Raw genomic sequence first — 19,258 nt, 5'->3', positions numbered from 1 at the left:
CCAAAGTCCCGGTTGCATCACGTTTCGGGCGATCGCCGCTCCCGCGGGAGACGGCAAGGCCGGACCTGTTAAACGGGGCTGGTGCTGACCGGCGTACTGGTGCTGCCGGTGGAAAGCGATCTGCCACGGCCGGCAGGCGCGCCTGTTCCACCGGACTGCGCGGTACCCGCCCCGGTCTGGCCGCCCGCCGAACCACCGACGCTGTTGCCGCTCGCAGGCGTGGAGCCCGCGCCGCCGATCGGCGAGGCGGCTGCTGCGGCCGCGGGTGCTGCTGCCGCAGCCGGGCCGGCCGCGGTTCCTTCAATGTTTTCGCTGAAGGCGATCAGCAGATCGGAAGGCACGCCGGCGCCCTTCGTCTGCAGCTGAATGGCGGCCGCAAGGATCGTGTTGTTGTTCTGCATCGCCGCGGAATAGGCAAGCGCCAGACCTTCGCCCACCACTTCCGAGAAATCCTTGTTGCCGACCTTCTGTGCCAATGCGACGACGGCGGGCAACTGGCTGGAGTCGCTCAGTACAAGTGCGGAAATCTGCTCGGAAAACTGCGCGGCACTGGTGGAGACGGCGATGATCGGAAATCCGCCCGTCACCTTCGCCGCCAGCTCGGCCGTGGCGGCATCGGTGCTGGAAGCGACGGCGATCAGGTCCCTGACCGTTGGCGACGTCGGAGACTGCTTGAACGCTTCAGCGGCGGCAAGGGGAACCATGTCCGGACTGGTCGTGTTCACCCGCCCCAGAAAGGCGGCGGTGCTTTCATCGGGGGATTTGACCGGTGCGCCTGTCGCCACGCTCTGGGCGGGCGCGGCCTGCTGCTGCGGCGCGCCTGGCGCAGGTTCGACATTCTGTGCATGGGCTGAGGCGGAAACTATAACCGTGCCGATAATCAATATCGCACAGGTGAGCGCCGAGCCATTAAGAAGGCGAGACATCACAACTCTCCAAATTTTTAAAATACGACTTTAATTACGCGCAACGCCGATATGGTTATTCAGCACTTAAAATGTTCTTCTTAGATCGCATAGGCTAGGCGGCGGATCAAGTGCTAAAATACTCTGGGCGCAGTAACTCTGAATACAATTAACGGCTGCCTTCACCGACTCCCATGTTCACCATCAAGACGTGACCGTTTTTGCCCGCCGCGTCTTAAACTGGCTTCTGAGCCATTCTGTTGTAGGCTTCTCTACGAAGAGGTGAAAGAGGTGTGCGATGGTGATCGTTATTCCGATAACGGAAATATAGATGGCGCTACTCCATTGCTGTTGAATCTCCACGACGTTGAGAATCCCCTTTAAAACTAGAAAAATAAACGGGTGAAGCAAATAAAGCGCATAAGAGGAGTCTCCGAGCGCCGAAATGGGCCGCGCGAAACGAGGCAGACCGATCTCTCGTGTCAACGTGGCTGCAGCCATCAAAAGAAAGGCACCGCCGCCGAGAACGGAAAGGCGAGGAAAGGAATAGAAACCAGGGTTACCATAGGATTCGAAAATGCGCAGATCTATGAGGCTCCAGACGGCCAGCCCGCAAAGGCCGACCGCAGCGCCGATTACCGGGTTGAGGCTGACCCCTCTAAGGTAGGCGACGGCCAGGAACATTCCTCCAACAAATTCGAGAACGATGGGTTGAAGCCAAAAGCTGAACGGCAACGCCACATTGAAGAACAAGCCCACTAGGACGCCACTGACCAAGGCCGCCGCCACATATAAAACGGCACGTTCCATTGGTAGAACGATGAACAGTGCGAATATTGCGTAAAAAAACATCTCGTAGTTCAGTGTCCACCCAAGATCGAGTATTGGGAACGGATACCTATCGCCATATCCCATGCTGTCATAAGGAATGAAGAAATAAGACGTGAGGATAGACTCGAGTGACGGGAAGGACTTAATACCGAGAATGGCCGCTGCTGCCAGTGCTACAAGGCGCAAGGTAAGAGCGAACCAGTAAAGGGGGACAATGCGTATAAGTCTACGGAGCAGAAAGGCCGATCTGCCCCCTGATTTCGTGAAATAGGACTGGGAAGCATAGACGATTACAAAACCGGAGATGACGAAAAACAAGTCGACGCCGGCGCCCAACTTCTCCGTTGGCAGCGGAAAAAGAGAAAAGTTCCAGTTGGCATGGGCATGCAGCGCAACGACCATCGTGGCCGCCACCGCGCGCATCAACTGAAGGGTATCGAGGCGTCTTGATCCGCCTACAAAAGAGGTTTGAGATATTTGCGTTCTCATCTTTCTACAAATTTATAAAAAATTATGACGCTCATAAGAGTAAAAAACATGGAGCTACTATCATGCCAAATAGCAGTTTCATGCAATGCACAAAATCCGGCGCTACAACATTTTCGTTCAAAAAACTTCCAGCACCGTCAACTGGTCGCTGACGGCAAGCCGATATTGCCCGCCTTCCTGCGGAATAACGCGCTGGATAACGGAGCCGTCGTCCTGAAACCGGTGGGCAATCACCTGGCTGTGTGGACCGGTAACGATAAAGCTTGCTGCACGTTCGGCTGGCGGGTTTTCGATCTGCGCCGGCCATTGCCAGCCCGATATTGCAAGCCACACCGGCACAAGCAGCGCGCCATCCGGTCGCGACAGTCTCAGGGAAACACTTTCGGAGGCGCTTTCGATGAATTCGAGCTGGCATTGCGTGGGCGCGGTCTGGCGTCTTGCCGTCAGGAGCGAGAGCAGGGCGCGAACCGCCTCATAGGCGGCGGTGCGGCTCAGATCGTGGCGCAGCAGGCCGAAGGAGGACTCGGGATTGGTGTCATCCCGGGCGAAGCTTGACACCATTTCATAGATATATGTCCGGCGGATACCATTGATGAAGCACCACAGGAGCGTGCGCGGCATGTAGCGCGCCCTTATTCCTTCGGTGACAGGAAAATGAAAGCTCTGGGTCTTCAGGGCGCTATGGTAGCCGATTTCGGTGGCGAGCGTCGGCCTGCCTGCTGCTATGTGCGCGGAAGCGGCAAGAGACTTCGAGAGGGCGCCCGGCCCGGTCGTTTCGGGGTGTTCCATGCCCGCATAGGGATGAATGTTGCCATATTGGCAAACCTTCGCGAGATCAAACGCCAGCGCCCTGTTGCTGAGGACATAGCTTGGCGCGGCAAGGGGAAGATCCCTGAGCGCGGGGTTTGCGCGGATGGCGTCGTGCAATGCAGTCTGATGTTGCGCCGAAAGGCGCGGCGCATTTTGCGGATCGGACGTAAGCTCGGGTTCGTTGCTGCCTTCGAAAACCTCGATGCCGCCATCGCACCAGTCGTAGAAATCCACGAGCCTGTCCAATGGCGTGCTCAGATAGGGGTTGAGATCGTCAAAACAGATGACGGTGAGGCGCAGGCCTGACGCAACGATCTGGCGCAGCCGCTTAAAGGAGGCGCTTTCCCGGCGGTCTTCGGGAAAGATGATACCTTCGTCGCGTAAATGGCGCACTCCGAGAGCCTTGAGTTCCGGAAGGATGCGGTCGAATTGTTCCGGATAGACGCCACGTGTGCGGGTGAAATGGCCGCACACTCCAACACTGTCCAGAAATGCCTCCGTATCGGCAGAAAAATTGGTTTTGACCTTCGCCGCTGCGGCACGCAGACCACCGGCTGCCGCGAAGGCGAAAGAGGCTGCAGAGAGCAATGTACGTCGCGTCATGGAGCGAGCACCGACAGGCCTGTTTTCTTTCATCAAGATCTCCTGCCGTATTCTTGCTGACTATGTTCCTATCTCAATTTAACGGGCCAAGGTTGCACTTAAATGTCTGCGGGATGCCGAATTGACGACATTCTCTCCCCAGGCGAGCACGGGTGCTAAAACAAAACGATTGGCGGCCAGGCCGCATGTGATGGCCAAGAGGACAGAAATAACCATAACGATGGATGGGGACAGCGATGTATTGGCTGGCGTAAACCCGATCCTGTCGAGAGCCGCATAGACGGACGGATGACACAGAAAAATGGCGTAGCTTGCACCGCCGAGGGGCGCCAGCCGATTGAGGACAGGCCTCTTCATCGCCGAAACCGCAAGGAAAACCGTCATGCCTGTGCCGTAGCTGATGGCGTAGCGATACCAGGTCTCCTCGAAGCCGTAGTCATGCGAATAGGCCAGGAGGCAGATGGGGAGAAGCATTGCGTAGAAAGTGCCGACCGCAATCCAGGCACAATATCGACTGTCACGGTTGCGCCCGGCATCTGACGCCTTCCACAGCGATGCCAGAAAGCACACACCCACCATCAGCGGCAGGGCAACCGGCATCTTGATGCCGAGCTTGTATCTTACGAGGGAGAGAATTGCCGCAAAACCAAAAAGCGCAACTGTTGCGGCCGTCACCACCCGCAAATCGGCTGCTCGTCCCATCAGGAACAGCAGCACGCACAGCGCGTAAAAAGTCAGGTTGATCTGCAGGGTCCAGTAGAGTCCCATGACATTTTCCGTCATGAAAAAGCCCTGCAGCATCGTGGCGTTGATGGCGACGACATGGGCCGGGAATATCTTGCCCGGGTCATCCCAGGGCAGCAGCACGCCGAAAAACAGTGACAGCCAGTAGGCGGGATAAAGATGGAAAAACCGATGCAGGACAAAGGCGGTAAGCGGTCTCCGATACCGCATGGCGGCACTTTGCAGCGATGAGAGAATGAAGTAACCACCGAGCGCGAACAGCACGATCACGCCGAATTTGCCGACATCGAGAAAAACCTTGGTGACATCGAAAAGGGCCCGGGTCACTCCATCAGTATCGCCGCGATTGTGCATCTTCAGCGCCAGATGAGAATAAGCAACGCAAATTGCGGCAAGACCGCGCAACATGTCGAGATTATAGTTTCTCGGAAGCTTTCCGCTACTTTGAGAAGACATGGGAATCCAAATTTTCTAAAATAAAATAATAAGATCAATGGTGCAGCGGCGGGGCTGCATATTGTTAGGTTTTATATTCGAATATAATTAGCAACGGAGATTCTTTTTTGCAATACGGCATGAATTCCGCGGCGCCGCAAAAAATCACTTGAAACGGCGGTGTTTTCGGTGCTCTTTAAGCCCGATATTCTGATGTTGATTTTTAAATTGTTACTTCCTTCGGCCTGGTCACCGCCCTTTCACGACCGTTCCTTTGGTCGGTTCAGCGGTACCGGTGCGGAAATATAAATTTTAAAGGATATTGAGCGTAGCCCCATGCGAATCCTCCATCTCAGCAGTCTTTACCCGCCGCATATCGTCGGTGGATGCGAACGCTCGGTCGAGCATCTGGCAGAGGAACTGGTTGCCATGGGGCATACGGTGGGTGCCGCCTGCATAGAGCGCCAGGCCGAGGCGAAGTCGGTGCGCAATGGCGTCAGCGTCTACCGCATGTTCCACAACAATGATTTCTGGCTGGAAGACTGGCCGCAATATACGCCGCAGCAAAGGCGGATGCAGAAGATCAGGCAACAATGGAATTTCAACGTCGAGAAGCAGTTCGAGGCGGTTCTTGACGATTTCAGGCCCGATGTCCTCAACACGCATTCGTTGCTCGATGTTACCACGCTGGTGTGGCGGGCGGCGCATAAGCGCCGCATTCCGATCGTGCATACGATTTGCGAATATGACCTGCTATGCGGCAACGCCGCCATGTTCAAGGGTGGCAAACCCTGCGACCATATTCATCTGGGCTGTCGGGTTGTGAATTTCACAAAGAAATTCACACAGCGTTATATCGGCGCGGTCGCTAGCGTCGGTACGGAAATCCTCAGGACGCATGTCAATCACGGGCTTTTCCACCATATTCCGGAAAGCCTGCGGCGCGTCATATTTTATTCCTGCACGGTCCCGGAAGGCGACCCCGTGGCGCGACGACAGATCGACCGCAGCGGCCAGCCCATGACCTTCGGTTACATAGGCCGCATCAATACGGAGAAAGGCGTCGGCAACATGGTCGATGCTTTCAGGGAAATCGGTCATGGCAACTGGCGCTGTCTGGTGGCGGGCCACGCGATGGACGATTCCATTGAGCGCTTCAAGGCGCAGGCCGGCGATCTGCCGATCGAATTCATCGGCTGGGCGAAACCGAAGGAGTTTTTCGAACAGATCGATGTTCTCATCGTTCCCTCGTTCTGGGCAGAACCCTCACCACGCACGATCTATGAGGCCTATGCGATGGGCGTGCCGGTCATCGGCGCCGCCTCCGGCGGCATTCCGGAACTGATCGGCGAGACCAATCATGACTGGCTGTTCGAACCCGGCAATGCTGCCGATCTGGCTGCCCGTATCCGTCGGGTGCTGACACTGTCACGCGAGCAATTGCCGACGGAAGCCGACTTCGGAAATATTGTCGAGGAATCCACTTCGCGTCGGGTAGGCGAGAATTATGTGAAACTCTATGAGGACGTCCTGGCAAAAAGCAGGGCCGCGGCGGCATGACGGGCCGCCGACGGCGCGAGCCTGCTCCCGATGCCGTGGGTGAAGGGTTGAACAGGCCGCACTGGAGCCGGCCATGTTGAAAACGAAGGACGATACCCCCGGCCTTGAGAGGCGGTCGGTCACGAGCGCCCTGTGGAGCGCCGTCGGCGGTTACGGCAATGTCTTCCTCTCATTTGCAGTTTTTCTTATCCTCGCGCGTCTGCTGACGCCGGATGAGTTTGGCCTCGTCGCCATCGCCACGGTTTTTGTCGATATCATTCTCGTCATCGCGCGCGGCGGATTGCCGGAGGCGGTGGTGCAGCGGCCTCAACTTGAAGAAGACTATGCGGATACAGCCTTCTGGTTCTCCCTTGGCTGGGGCGCTGCCTTATGCGTTGCGCTGTCCGTGGCGGCACCGTTCCTCGCCGGCCTGTTCGGGCTCGCGGAACTCGGCCCCGTGTTGATGGCGCTTTCCGCGGTGCTCCTGATCATGGGTGCCGGCAGTATCCATGAGGCCCGGCTGCAGCGGGCGTTCGCGTTTCGAAAGCTGGCAATGCGGGCGATTTTTTCCAACATGCTCGCCGGGGCCATTGCCATAGTTCTTGCCCTCCAGGGATGGGGGATATGGGCCATGGTGGCCCAGCGCCTGCTGGCCAGTATCGCAACGACGATCATGAACTGGCTCGCATCAGGCTGGGTGCCGCGCCGCCGTTTCGTCAGGCATTACGCGGCTGACCAATGGAGTTTCGGGTCCAGAATTTTCTCGGCCAGCTTCCTGCTCGCCATGAACCTCAGACTTCAGGAACTGATCGCGGCCATGTTCCTGACGCCGGCTGCCGTGGGTTACATCAGGCTTTCCTGGCGCTGTATCGATCTTGTCAGCCAGTTCGCCGTTATTCCTTTCGGTTCGGTGGCCATGGCGACCTACTCGCAGGCCCATGCACAGAAAGGCTCGGTGGAAGAGGCCTGTCTCGGTTTCATCCGCTTTTCGGGCCTTCTCGCATTTCCGTGTTTTGCCGGCATGGCAGCGGTTGCGCCTATATTCATTCCAGTATTGTTTGGCGAAAACTGGAAACCCGCGGTGCCGGCGCTGCAAATTCTCTGCCTCATTGCCATACCCTTCGTGGTGGAATCCTTCACCTGGGGTGTTCTGGCGGCGATCAAAAGGCCAGGGCTCAATCTCAAAATTTCGGTCCTGCAATTGGTCGCCGGTATCGGACTGAGTTTCCTCGCCGCTCCTTTCGGTCTTTATCCTGTCGCCTGGGCGCATGTCGCGAAGGTGTATGGCGTCTGGCCAGTGGGTGTTTTTTATACCCAGCGTTACGGCGGCGTAGAATTCCAGAAAATCATGAGGGTCATTGCCATCCCGCTCGGTGCATCGATCGTCATGGGAGCGTCCGTATTTGGATTGGAGCAGGTCATCGAGGGTAGATTGCCTCCGATCATCTCTCTCGCATGTCTGGTCGTGGTGGGCGCCTGCATCTACGCGGCGCTGATTTTCGCGGCCATGCCCGCGGTCGCGAAAACCTCGGTCGTAGAGTTGCGCAAAATTCTGTCGCGCCGCTAAAGCGGGGCATTGCAGACTATTTCGCCGTCGTCTCTCATCAGGAAAAGGGCAGCGCCCGCAATTTTTCAGGACCGGGAGAGACAGGTCGCGGGCGCAGAATATCCCGGAATGCGGCCGGGTGACGGATGGTTTTTAGGGCAAGAGCCAGCAATTGCCTGTTTTTATAGAGCTTTACCATCTCGGCTTTCACCGGTTCCCGGCGTTGCGACAGATTAAGACGCGCCTTTCGCTCAAGAAGAGCGTTGCGCCCGCCGTCCCCCTGCTGCAGCCGCTCGATGAGCATGTCACTCGAGGCGAGTAAGTGCGCATTATTGACGATTGTCTGCGATGTCGAACGCTGACCCGATACTGCGCCGGTGGGCGTGGTGTATAGATAGAGCGCCTCATCAAGAATGGCTGCCCTGCAGCCGGTGAGAATCAATTCGGCATAAAGAAGAAAATCCTCGCCGACGCGAAATGTGTCGTGGTAGCGAAGATTATTCTCCGTAAGCAATTGCTTGCGAAAAACAGGCTTCAGCCATCCCGCGTGGCTGTGTCGGCCGGGGCCATCGTTTTCGCAGAGAGTCCGGATCGTCCATTTCGAAAGCGCGTTCTCCATCGCAAAGGCCGGGCCGACGATGGTATCGGCCCCGAGGTCGTAAAGCAGGAGATTGTCAGCGATCATATCGAGGCCGACACGGTCGGATATTTCCGCCAGCCTTTTCAATCGATCGGGCAGGTAGGCGTCATCGGCATCGAGAAGCGCGATCCATTCTCCCCGTGCATGCTCGATGCCCGCGTTGCGGGATGCGGCCGGGCCGGCGTTTTTCGGCTGGCGCAAAACCCGGAAGCGCGGGTCGCGCGCAGCATGGACTTCTGCCATCTCCGCCGTACCGTCGGTGGAAGCGTCGTCGATGATCAGGGCTTCCCAGTCACCGAAGCTCTGTTGGCTAAGGCTGTCTAGTGCGCGCGCCAGGGTTTTTTCGGAGTTGAAGGCCGGAACGAGAATGGAATAACGCATGAAGCCTCTTGCAGTTGGCTGGCCCTGGACCTGAAGCGACGACCGAGCGGGTTACCTGCTGCTGCGGTTTCGCGTGTGAGGCTTGTGGGAAACGCCCGCGGAGCTTCATCGGGGATCAGGGAAAGTGTTCCTGTTTGTATCGGCGCTGGCGGGGCGTCCTGAATGTTTAAATTATAGCCGGTTTTTCCCGGAAATATGCTGCAGTCATTTTAAGTATCCATCTTTTTAAAAGGCAATTTTCTTCAGGAATAAAGTGAAATTTCTCTCGTCAAAACAATAAACGGATATTCAAACGACATGTTGTATGGCGGTGACAGAAGCGACAGGGTTACACGATAATCGAAAGACCCGATTCCACGATCTTCAGGACGGTCAGTCTGCCCGTGGTGAAAGCACCGGTATCGATGCCTACCCGTTGCGGCCCGGTTTCCGGTTCCGTCACCGGCGTGTGGCCGTGGATGACAAGGAGGTCCAGTCCCGCGCCCTGGGACAGAAAAGGTTCCCTGATCCACAGCATGTCCTCATCGGTCTGCGCTTCGAGCGGCAGACCCGGACGCAGGCCGGCATGCACAAAAATATAGGGCCCGATGCGGGCGTAGATCGGCAGATTGGCCAAAAGCTGGCGGTGAGTCTGGGGAATGGCGCCCAGCAGGGCATCCTTGAAGGGTTGAACCCTCAGGCGGCCCTTTTCAATGAAATAATCAATATCCACACCATAGGACAGAAGCGTCTGGCGACCGCCGAAATCCAGCCAATGCATGTTTTCGCGCGGGTTTTCGAGAAAGTCGCTGAACAGCTGCTCGTGATTGCCGCACAGCGCGATGCGGCGCAGTGGCGCAGGCGGCGGCCGCAGCAGATGCTCGAGAACCCCACAGGAATCGCGTCCGCGATCGACATAATCGCCGAGCAGCACGACAAGGGCGGGAGAGGGGTCGCCGGCCAGATCCGCAAGGATTTTTTGTTCTGCCTGCAAAAGCAGGTCGAGACTGCCGTGCACATCGCCGATTGCATAGATCGGAAAGGATGTCAGCCTGTCGCCAAGCTCAACTCTGCGCCGTCTCCGCGCCTCGCGGGGGGCTGGTTGTTTACGACCGCGAATCCAGTTGAGCACCTTGGGCATAGCTGCCGATACTGTCTCCCTTACACGAGGTCAAGAGCGTTGGAAGCTGATGCCACGTCACCCGCCCGAGACAGGTCGTGCCCGGTCAGAATCTCGCTCCCGGCCCCTGCCGGAAGGCTTCGCCAGAAGCGGTTTTTGCGCGGCGGGGCCTCGATCGGCGAGCGGCAGGATACTCTTTTTCGCCTGCAAAGACTATGTCTGCTTCAGACCTAGAGTTTCAGCCAGACACGCGGGTCTTCGTGCGACTGGATCTTGATCCATTTCAGATCCACGGACTTCCACGGTTTGACGACATTGGTGCGATTGTCCAGCACCAAATCCCCTTGGGTGGTGCTGACCACCAGAACCGCGTGGCCGACACCGCTGGGGGTGCGTGCGGTGGCGATGCGCAGGGCGCCGGAAGGCCAGCCGGCACGCAGCAGGCGCTGCCGCTTGCTCACCGCATAGTCATCGCAATCACCGCTTGCCGGGTTCAGCTTCCATTCGTCTTCGCCCTCCAGTTCGCCAACATAGGTAATTGCGGTGTTGATCTCGGAGTTGATGCGCTGAAGCTCCACGCGTTTCTGTTTGGTCAGTTCGATCGTGTCACGATCACCAATGCGCACGCATTGGTCGGCGGCATTGTCGCAGAATTTGGCAAAGGCGATCGGCGCGATCGTTGGGCGGCTTGTCGTCATGAATTGGCCGGGCCGCGACGCCGCCGGGTTTTTCGCGAGGCCGCCGAGCTGAACGGCCGGTGCCGTCGTCGCCACGCCTGCCGCCACGCCGATGGCAATGGCCAGACTTGCCGCCACACGGGTTGTTTTCTTCGCCATGTTCTTGCCCCTGCACAGTTGTTTTCCTTATGCCCGGGAACATAGCGATGCTTTCTTGCAGGCCATTTAAGTCGATAGATTGCTTTTTAGTGAAATCCCATTTTTCTCGCGGGGATGCCATCAGTTGCAGCGTGTTCGGCCTTCGGCGTCGACGATACATGTCTGCTGCGGTACGCTGGTTCTCCGGTCGCGCCGCGTGTCCGGGGAGACGCGGCCGGCGGGCGGCCTGTCGTAACTGCGGGGCACTTCGAAATTTCGCCCGCCTATCGTTCCCTGCGCACCACCGCGGCCATCCGGCGCGATCTCGAAATTCTGATATTGCTGGGCAGGTGACGAACCCGCCAGGCAAGCGGCAAAGATCCATGCGCCGCTCGCAAGGGCCGCCCGAAATGCTGCTGTTAGATGCCGATGCGCCGTCATTCCGTTTCCTCCGGGGCGCGCGAATGGTCGTCGCCGGCAGCGCCGTTTTCATCTCGCCGTATCGCTGATCATATCATTGATGCAGCAGCTGTCGTGAGAAGGATTTGACGGTTCCTGCGCATGGAATCACCCGCCGCTGTCTCGTCGTACGACCGGCTGATCAATCGGCCTCTGCCTGCCTCACCGGAACATAAAAGGGCCTTTTTCCCGCTGAAAAATTAAGCTCTTCTCCGCTGCATTTATAGGCTTCACAATCCTGTAACAACGGACCTAATATACAAGTGCAGATGCCGAATCGCTCAGGAGAAGCCCTTGACGATTGCAGTTTCACCACAGGCCCTGCCGGCGCTCGTTCTGAACGCAGACTATAGGCCGCTGAGTTATTATCCCTTGTCGTTATGGTCCTGGCAGGACGCGATCAAGGCCGTCTTTCTAGACCGTGTGAACATCATTGCAGAATATGATCATGCGGTGTCGTCACCCAGCTTTTCCATGCGGCTGCCGAGCGTCGTCAGCCTCAAGACCTATGTGCAGCCCACCCGCAACCCCGCTTTCACACGCTTCAACGTCTTCCTGCGCGACAAGTTTGAATGCCAGTATTGCGGGACACGGGACGAATTGACCTTCGACCATGTGATTCCCCGCGCGCATGGCGGCGAAACCACCTGGCACAATGTCGTGGCGGCGTGCTCTCCCTGCAACCTTAAAAAAGGCAGCAAGCTTCCCAAACAGGCGGGCATGTTCCCGGCGCAGAAGCCTTTCCAGCCGACGGTTCAGGACCTGCACAATAATGGGCGTCTGTTTCCGCCCAATTATCTGCATGAAAGCTGGATGGACTATCTTTACTGGGATACCGAGCTGCAGCCCTGAGCTTTCAGGACTGCGACGCGGTTTTCCGCTTAGCGGCTTTTACGGCTTGCGCCGAAAAAGGCGACTGCCGCAAGTGCCAGACTTGCGATGACATTCCATCCGGCGAACGACAGGCCGAGGACACGAAGTGCCGCATCATTGCAGGAAGGCGCCTTGATGGCGTTGAGGTTGCCCAACAGGTCGCCGGCATTGGTCGTGATGGAAGGCGCCCCGGTGGCGCAGGTAATCGGCCCCGCCCAGAAACCCCATTCCACACCTGCATGATAGACGCCGAGGCCGGCCCCAATCAGCATGGCCACGCCGATAAGGGCGAGAAGCAGCCGTGTTATTTGAACCGGCAATTTGAAAATGCTGGATGCAATGGCCAAGATGCCAAGCGGAATGGCGTAATAATAGGGATCGCGCTGCAGCAGGCACAGCGCGCAGGGCGTGTAACCGCCAATATGCTGGAAACCGAGGGCTGAGCCGACGGTAAAGATCATTCCCGCCGTGACGCCGAGAGCGGCGAGTGTGCGGCTGTTATCGGCGGATGTCGCATTGGCCATGTAAATTTCCCCAAACTTCGCGAAGAAGCAGATATCCCGAACGGGCTTTCAAAAAGGCGGGCGTGATGGCGAAATTAAGTCGCCGATCTCGATGAATGTTACGGGATTCGTCTAATCCAGTCCTCTGCAACTGGCAAATGAAAGCCTGGTAAGAAACGGAGGCGGATGAGCAAGCTTTCGTGAGGACACCAGCCTCTACGCCACCCATCGAAGCCGCTATGAAAAAAGCATCTGGAGCAGGGAAAATTGAGATGTGTAGGTAATGGTACCCCAAGCCGGGATCGAACCAGCACTCCTTTCGGAACCGCATTTTGAGTGCGGCGCGTCTACCAATTCCGCCATTGGGGCAACGGTGGTAATGTCACGGCGTCTATCACGGGCGAGACCCCGCGTGCAACCCCAAAAGCTGGAAATTTGCGCGTTTGAGCGTGTAACTTCGCGCCTTTCAAATGGCAGCTCATCGCTGCCATTCCTTGGAATTTTAAGCGTTTCGCTGTGCCTGAGCACCAGGTAGGGCGTGGACGGACGGGCCGCTGGCTTCCGGTATGGCGCTCGTCGTTTCCCACCATTGGCCGAGAGAGTCGATCAGCGGTACAAGCGTGTTGCCCGCGGGGGTCAGGTCGTATTCGACGCGCAACGGATATGCGAGTGGCCTGGAACGTGGAGAGCCGGCTAAAGGCAATGGAAGCTGCCGGGGCCATGTTGATCTCGCAACGCTTGTCGAACGGTTCGGAAACTGACGAGGGCAGCGTGGACGGATTTTACCGCCCACGCTGTCCCGAAATGATACATCCTCGGTTGCGTTTTCATGATAATTTTAGATAGTTCTAATAAATTAGTATGTACGCAATTGCTAATTGAATTTATAATGGCTGGGTGGAGTTTCCACGCGGGGCGGGAGTAGCCAACTCATAGGGAGGAAATTATGAGGGCTTTTTCTCGCAATTTATTATTGTCTGCCTGCCTGATCCTGCCGGTCAACGCCCACGCGCTGGATATAGGGATCGGTGGAGAGAATGGGGTTAATGCGAGCGTGGGTGGCAATGGCAGTGGTGGGCTCGGGGTCGATGCTTCCGTTGGTGGCAGCGGCGGCGTCAACGCCAGTGCCGATGTCGGCGGCAGAAGCGGCGGCGGATTGGGCGCGGATGTCAACGCTTCGGTTGGTGGCAGCAATGGGGTCAATGCGGATGTCAACGCATCCGTCGGCGGTTCCAGCGGGGTCAATGCGGGCGTGAACGCCTCCGTTGGCGGCTCCAACGGCGTCAATGCCAATGTCGGCGCAAATGTCGGCGGATCGAGCGGCCTGGGCGTTGATGTCGGTCTCGGCATTGGCGGTTCAGGTTCCACGGGCAATCCCGGTAATCCGGGCAATCCTGGAAACCCGGGCAGTCCGGGAAATCCGAACAATCCCGGCAAATCGGGGCCGGTAACGCCTGGCGCCATGCGTAACGCCATTCAGGCTTATAACGACATGTCGCGCACCGAACAGATCAGGCTCGCCCGGCGTTGCATCGATATTCTGGGTGGCGGATACGATGCAGCTTTGACGCAATTGTGCAAGATGATCCGGACGGCCTCGCGCTGAAGCGGACCCGAACAATCCGGAGGATGCCGTTGGCGTCCTCCGGCCTCAGTTGCCCTTGCGACCGAAGGACAGGATTTTCTGCCGCAGGCTGCGGGCGAGGTTACGGGTGTTGCGATACATGTCCACCTGCGTGGAAACCTGTCGAACGTCCCTGTCACTGTTCTGGGTGAGCCCCACGACAAGCGTGCCCATTTCCTGCCGTTCTTGCCAGAATCGGCTCATGACAGGATGATCGGGCACGGCGCAGCTGTCACTGCGGAGAATATTGGCGTCGTCCAGATGCCAGTCGGTCAGTTTCTGTACCAGGAGCTTGCCGGGCGAAAATTGCGCGTAATTCTCGTCGAAGGCGGTTTTCCACGTATAGGCCTCGCCGGCGGTGATGAAGACGATCATGGAGGCAATGGCGCTTCCGTTGAGATCGATGGTGTGGATACGCACGGCATCGGCTTCGGCCAGGTTGGTGATCGCCTCGCGGGCGAAGGCCGCGCGATACCGGTCGTTGACCAGCGCGGTGCGTTTGCGGCCCTTCCAGCCGCTTGCCTCCAGCGCCAGAAACTCCTCCATGCGGTAGCGTATATCCTTCGGCTGGCGGGCGACAGTGTAGGATAACGCGCCCAACCTCTCGAGCTGTCGCCACTGCCGGCGCATTTCCCGCAAATGATGCGGGGCAAGGGCTTTTTGCAGATAAGCCTGGCCATCAAGCAGGCTTTCCAGCATCGGCCGGTGATAATGACCCGTCGTCGTCACCGGCAGGTTACGGCTGAGCGCGATGGCTCTGAACATGCGGGCAAAAGGCCCCTCCAGCCGCACATCCGGCAGAACCAGAACATTCGGCAGCCGCATATCCCGGTCGGAAAGGGCGTCGAAAAGGTTATCGAGGGTCTCGGCCGCCCCTTCGGTATCCACCAGCGGCGTCCCGAGCGGCCCGAAGGGATTGGCCCAGACGCGAATAATGGAAGGACCGATGGAAAAACCCGGCTTTTCAACGGTAAAAGGCATCAGAAACCGCATGCGGCTTCGGGCGCCGTTCTCATCGCGAATGAGGGCGAAGCGCACGGTCTTGTCGTCGATGCGCGGCATGGCCGGAGCAAGAAGCCGGCCGGTGAAAAAGACGTTTGCCTCCATGACGCGGTTGGAGAGAAAGTCGAGTTCCTCCTGCATGTTGTAACCGAGCTGCCCCGGATAGATGCAGAATTCACGGCCTTCCCGGCCCACACGCCGGCTGCTGTCCGCCACCGGGCGATCACGCTCCGCAGACGCCATGAGCGCCGCGATGCGCGGGTCCTGAAAATCCGGATTCTTTGGATCGCTGGACATGCTTATCGTTACACCGCCTTACCAGTGTTTTGACTCGCCCGGGGGTCGTTGAAGGCAAAAAGGACGATCCCGAGTGTACGGCGTATGGCAACATGCAATAGCACAGCCTCTATGGACATGGCTATCGCCACCGCTGCCGCGGCGCCTGTCAGACCATAGACCGGAATGAGCGCCATGTTGAGTGCAATGTTGCAACCGAAGATGATAATATAAAGTATCACGCACAATTTTTGTTTGCCGGCCATATTCAGCAGCGTCTCTCCGGGGCCGATGAGCGCTTTTGCCAGGAACCCCGCAAACAGGAAGAACATCAGCTCGTAACCCTCTACGAAGCCAGGACCGAACAGCGAAAGCAGGAATGGCCCGGCCAGAAGCACCACGCTGCCAACGGCGAGAGACGGCCAGAAGGCCCAACGTGCGGCCTGGCTCGCGAAGCTCGCAAGCCCCGGCCTGTCATTGGCCGAAATCAGCGCCGCGAGACGTGGTGCGGCCGCCGCCTGGACGGAGAAAAACACGAACTGCATCAACACGATGGTTTTCGCCGCGGCGAAATAGATGCCGACCTGATCCGGCGGCAGATAAAGGCCGACGATCACCACATCGGAATTGGTCATCAGAAAACCGATGCCGTCGATCAGAAAGACCGGAAAGGCAAATCTGATCCAGTGACGAAAATGAACCCTTCGGGCGGCGCTGCGGAAATGTCGGTTGAGCCGGCGGTTCAGGAAGACGAAGTGAAAAATGGTGGTGACATAAGTTGCGAGAAGCGCCGTCAGCATGGCCGTCGTCGCAGTCTTTTCGGCTCCCAGGGCAATGGCCACCAGCATGAACAGGAGGATCAGCACGGGACGTACGATGTAGGTGGGGCTAAGGGCGGAGATGGCCCAGCCATTGGCCCGCGCCGTGCCGTTCAACACATCGCCCAGAGCCACCATCGGCAGGGTGAAAAGCGCCAGCGAGACAGGAATGAGATAATAGGCGGCGATGCGCTCGCCAAAGAAATACAGAAAGATGAAACCGCAAAGCGCCAGCGTGCTGGCAGACAGCATGGCGAATACGCGGGCCGTCGAGGTTAGCCCCATGATCTTGTCATGGGCATCTTCCAGACGGTAGCCGGGCAGGAAGCGGATGACGGTGGTGTGGAAGCCGAGACAGGAAAGATTGCCGAACAGGATTACCAGAACCCACACGAAGGCGAAGAGGCCATATTCGAACTCGCCCATCAGGCGGGCAAGGATGATCTGCGATATGAAGGCGATGCCGGCGCTGACGATGCGCACCGCGAAGGCGACGAGCGCCATTCGCTGTGCCCGGGCAACCTCGTCCCTCGCGGAGACAATGAGGGCGATTTTATCGCCCAGCGGCGAAATCTTCGCGCGCAGGCCTGCGGGTAAGGCTTTTTCCGCCGTGCTGAGGATAGCCATGATCCACACGCCATTATTTCCAGTTGAATGGGCAGGCCGATTGTAAGCCCTTCATCCTTAACGAAGCGTTTGGGAGGCGGCTGCGCCTGTCCTGATGTCACCCGCTTCCCGCGGCTTGCGGATGCCGTTGAAGAGAAACAGAGCCAACGGGCTGCGGCGTATCGCCTGATGCAGAGAGTAAGCCGTGATGGTCGTGGCTGCGACGATGATGGTGAATTCAACGAGGGGCGGCAGGGAGATGAGAATAAAAAGCGTACCCAGAACGTAAATCAGCGGGTGGTGAAACAGATAGATAGTGAAGGACGCATCCGTCATCCGTCTGGCAAACCGGCTTGGCCGGTCGAAATACCGGCAGGCGAGGTCGATCAGCAGGCGGCTCACAGTTACTGCGGCAATTGCCGACACCAGCACGAGCAGGGCTGAATTCGAAAACGGGCTTTGCAGCCTGAGTGTCACTGCCGCCGCAATGGCGGCCGTCGCTACGATTGCCGTGAGAATACCGGTCTGGCGAAAGCGGTGAAAGAGGGTCCGGTCGCGGTGGAGCAGGGCTCCGACAAGGAAGAAGGGCAGATAGCGCCCATAGGGGTCGGAAGCGCGCTCATAAAGAGAAAGCAGGCTGCTTTCGGTTTCTGCCGCAATCAGGCTGGAACCATATATCGCCAGCTCCCATAAAATGGGCAGGATGCAGAGTGCGGCGAAAAACACCCCGGCATGTCGCCGCCGCAGCCTGTCGAGCCTGTCTACTGCGCGCGCAAAAGGCGGACGTTCCAGAAGATACAAGAAAGCGGCAAGCACCACGGAATAGGCTATGAGAGCGGGCAGGAACCACAGATGCATGATCCATTGTTCACTCGGGCGCAGCAGACCCGGCAGGCTCTCAATCAGTCCTTCGGCTGAAATCTCGCCTTTGGCGATACCGGCCAGTCGCAACAGTAAAAGCTGCAGCGGCCCGAGCAGAACGAGCGTCACGACGAAGGGCACGCCGAGGCGGAGGAAACGTTGTCTGAGCCAAGGCATTTTGCCTTTTTTGCCGATGACCATGGTGGAAAAATACCCGGCGACCAGAAAAAACGCCGGCATTCGGAAGGTGACGAGCCCGGCACCGAGCGCGGTCAGGAGCGTGCTGGTCTCAAAATCCTTGATGTCCCAGGGCAGGGCGTAGCTATAGAGCAGTGAGGCATGATAGGGAATGCCGAGCAGCATCAGAAGCGCTCGCAACGGGTCCCAGTAATGTTCATAATCTGAGCTGCTCGGTTGCATTTTCTCCTCGCGTCGCACATGCGATCACGCGTGATCTGCGGTAGCCGACACGACTATTGGTGGAAAACGCTAACAAACCCTTCATGCGCCGGCCGGTGTGGGCGGAGCCTTCTTTTTGGGTAGAAGATCGAGCACCAGCGCGCAGCCGAGGATAATGATGCCCGCGCCGAAGAGCTGAGGCAGCGACAGCGGCTCATCCAGCACGAGGGCGCCGATAAGCACCGCCACAACGGTGACCGCAAACTCCACACTGATGGCCTTTGTCGCGCCGATCACGGAGACGAGGCGAAAATAGGTTATGTAGGTGAGGCCGCTCATGACGATGGCCTGGATGAGCAGGTATAGATAGTCGATCGGCGCGGGAATGCGGGGAATCGGAACTGCCAGCAGCAGTGGCAGCGTCATGATGCCACCGGTCATGAATGAGCCGATGGTAATTTCCCATGAACCCACGCCTTTGAGATACCGGCTGGCATAATTGCTGCCGAAGGCCGCGCAGATGCAGGCGGCGACACAGGCAATGCAGCCGATGACAAAGCCGGTCGTGACGGGTACGGCGGGAAAACCCACGAGCAGCACAATGCCGCCGAAGCCCAAAACCAGCCCCACGACACCTTGCCTCGTCAGTCGCTCCAACCCCCAGACCTGCGAGATGAGCATGGAAAAAAGCGGGATGGTCGCGACCAATATTGCGGCCATGGCGGTCCCGACAAGCGGCGTGCCATAAGAAAGGCCGATTAACTGGCCGGCAACGGTGGTTGCGCCCACAATGGCAAAGGCTTGCCAGCTTGCCGAAAACGCCAGTTTGCGTCGCGCAGTTCTCGCGATCAGGAAAAGAGTGGTGGCGGTCACCAGTGACCGCAACGTCACTGCGCCGATCCAGCCGAATGCATCCACAACCTGTAGAAGCAGGAGGAAGGACGCGCCCCATGCGAGTGCGAGAAAAACATAGGCGGCAAGATCGCGAGGGGCCATGGCA

The 19,258-nt window shown here is 58.0% G+C and carries 17 protein-coding genes, 1 tRNA gene and 1 pseudogene; 4 read left to right on the top strand and 15 right to left on the bottom strand.

The features are described 5' to 3' along the window. Window positions 1–68 precede the first annotated feature (68 nt). From ACZ47E_RS21795 to ACZ47E_RS21780, 4 genes are all read right to left on the bottom strand, one after another. Window positions 69–926 (bottom strand): hypothetical protein, encoded by an 858-nt coding sequence (locus tag ACZ47E_RS21795; protein ID WP_022562974.1) that lies wholly within the window; start codon window positions 924–926, stop codon window positions 69–71. 183 nt (window positions 927–1,109) lie between these two features. Then, on the bottom strand, window positions 1,110–2,159 hold the full coding sequence (locus ACZ47E_RS21790; protein ID WP_022562973.1) for an acyltransferase family protein: 1,050 nt from the start codon (window positions 2,157–2,159) through the stop codon (window positions 1,110–1,112). A 183-nt stretch (window positions 2,160–2,342) separates the two neighbouring features. Continuing rightward, window positions 2,343–3,671 (bottom strand): hypothetical protein, encoded by a 1,329-nt coding sequence (locus ACZ47E_RS21785; RefSeq protein WP_022562972.1) that lies wholly within the window; start codon window positions 3,669–3,671, stop codon window positions 2,343–2,345. A gap of 45 nt (window positions 3,672–3,716) precedes the next feature. Beyond that, window positions 3,717–4,838, bottom strand: a complete 1,122-nt coding sequence (locus ACZ47E_RS21780; protein WP_022562971.1) for an acyltransferase family protein — start codon at window positions 4,836–4,838, stop codon at window positions 3,717–3,719. A gap of 315 nt (window positions 4,839–5,153) precedes the next feature. On the opposite strand from ACZ47E_RS21780, the gene ACZ47E_RS21775 reads away from it, so the two are divergent. Both ACZ47E_RS21775 and ACZ47E_RS21770 read left to right on the top strand, forming a co-directional pair. Then, a complete protein-coding gene (locus tag ACZ47E_RS21775) occupies window positions 5,154–6,377 on the top strand; it encodes a glycosyltransferase family 4 protein (protein ID WP_022562969.1) in 1,224 nt (407 codons plus the stop codon). A gap of 73 nt (window positions 6,378–6,450) precedes the next feature. Further along, window positions 6,451–7,923 (top strand): lipopolysaccharide biosynthesis protein, encoded by a 1,473-nt coding sequence (locus ACZ47E_RS21770; protein WP_112635196.1) that lies wholly within the window; start codon window positions 6,451–6,453, stop codon window positions 7,921–7,923. A 37-nt stretch (window positions 7,924–7,960) separates the two neighbouring features. On the opposite strand, the gene ACZ47E_RS21765 is transcribed toward ACZ47E_RS21770, so the two are convergent. The 4 genes from ACZ47E_RS21765 to ACZ47E_RS21750 all read right to left on the bottom strand — a co-directional run bounded on the left by ACZ47E_RS21765 (window position 7,961) and on the right by ACZ47E_RS21750 (window position 11,278). Further along, window positions 7,961–8,923, bottom strand: coding sequence for a glycosyltransferase family 2 protein (locus ACZ47E_RS21765; RefSeq protein ID WP_022562967.1), 963 nt, complete (start codon window positions 8,921–8,923; stop codon window positions 7,961–7,963). Window positions 8,924–9,251: 328 nt separating this feature from the next. Next, window positions 9,252–10,043 carry a metallophosphoesterase family protein gene (locus tag ACZ47E_RS21760; RefSeq protein ID WP_022562966.1) on the bottom strand — a complete coding sequence of 264 codons (792 nt, stop codon included), beginning with the start codon at window positions 10,041–10,043 and terminating at the stop codon, window positions 9,252–9,254. A gap of 209 nt (window positions 10,044–10,252) precedes the next feature. Continuing rightward, window positions 10,253–10,858, bottom strand: a complete 606-nt coding sequence (locus tag ACZ47E_RS21755; protein WP_022562965.1) for a transglutaminase-like cysteine peptidase — start codon at window positions 10,856–10,858, stop codon at window positions 10,253–10,255. A 120-nt stretch (window positions 10,859–10,978) separates the two neighbouring features. Next, window positions 10,979–11,278 (bottom strand): hypothetical protein, encoded by a 300-nt coding sequence (locus ACZ47E_RS21750; protein WP_022562964.1) that lies wholly within the window; start codon window positions 11,276–11,278, stop codon window positions 10,979–10,981. Between the two features lie 312 nt (window positions 11,279–11,590). On the opposite strand from ACZ47E_RS21750, the gene ACZ47E_RS21745 reads away from it, so the two are divergent. After that, a complete protein-coding gene (locus ACZ47E_RS21745) occupies window positions 11,591–12,148 on the top strand; it encodes an HNH endonuclease (protein WP_003585610.1) in 558 nt (185 codons plus the stop codon). Between the two features lie 29 nt (window positions 12,149–12,177). Here the strand turns inward: ACZ47E_RS21745 and ACZ47E_RS21740 are convergent, their stop codons facing one another. The 3 genes and pseudogenes from ACZ47E_RS21740 to ACZ47E_RS21730 all read right to left on the bottom strand — a co-directional run. Then, entirely contained in the window at window positions 12,178–12,693 is a 516-nt protein-coding gene (locus ACZ47E_RS21740; RefSeq protein ID WP_003585612.1) for a disulfide bond formation protein B, read from the bottom strand. Between the two features lie 263 nt (window positions 12,694–12,956). Beyond that, window positions 12,957–13,041 (bottom strand) — tRNA-Leu (locus tag ACZ47E_RS21735). Between the two features lie 133 nt (window positions 13,042–13,174). Beyond that, a pseudogene (locus ACZ47E_RS21730) lies at window positions 13,175–13,336 on the bottom strand (winged helix-turn-helix transcriptional regulator); the annotation flags it as partial. Window positions 13,337–13,618: 282 nt separating this feature from the next. Here ACZ47E_RS21730 and uppQ point away from each other — a divergent pair. Further along, a complete protein-coding gene (gene uppQ / locus ACZ47E_RS21725) occupies window positions 13,619–14,278 on the top strand; it encodes a polysaccharide biosynthesis GNAT family N-acetyltransferase UppQ (RefSeq protein WP_003585617.1) in 660 nt (219 codons plus the stop codon). Window positions 14,279–14,323: 45 nt separating this feature from the next. On the opposite strand, the gene ACZ47E_RS21720 is transcribed toward uppQ, so the two are convergent. The 4 genes from ACZ47E_RS21720 to ACZ47E_RS21705 form a co-directional block, all read right to left on the bottom strand. Next, window positions 14,324–15,595, bottom strand: a complete 1,272-nt coding sequence (locus ACZ47E_RS21720) for a GNAT family N-acetyltransferase (RefSeq protein ID WP_022562961.1) — start codon at window positions 15,593–15,595, stop codon at window positions 14,324–14,326. A gap of 8 nt (window positions 15,596–15,603) precedes the next feature. Continuing rightward, window positions 15,604–17,019 (bottom strand): Wzx-type polysaccharide biosynthesis protein UppV, encoded by a 1,416-nt coding sequence (gene uppV / locus ACZ47E_RS21715; RefSeq protein WP_022562960.1) that lies wholly within the window; start codon window positions 17,017–17,019, stop codon window positions 15,604–15,606. Between the two features lie 57 nt (window positions 17,020–17,076). Then, window positions 17,077–18,279: an acyltransferase family protein gene (locus ACZ47E_RS21710; protein ID WP_022562959.1), complete on the bottom strand. Its 1,203-nt coding sequence runs from the start codon at window positions 18,277–18,279 to the stop codon at window positions 17,077–17,079. 81 nt (window positions 18,280–18,360) lie between these two features. After that, on the bottom strand, window positions 18,361–19,254 hold the full coding sequence (locus ACZ47E_RS21705; RefSeq protein WP_003585624.1) for a DMT family transporter: 894 nt from the start codon (window positions 19,252–19,254) through the stop codon (window positions 18,361–18,363). Between the last annotated feature and the right edge of the window lie 4 nt (window positions 19,255–19,258).

The sequence above is a fragment of the Agrobacterium sp. 5Ca39 genome (assembly GCF_055382365.1).
Note: the sequence above shows the minus strand (reverse complement) of the source record. Positions and strands in the feature narration are given on the sequence as shown.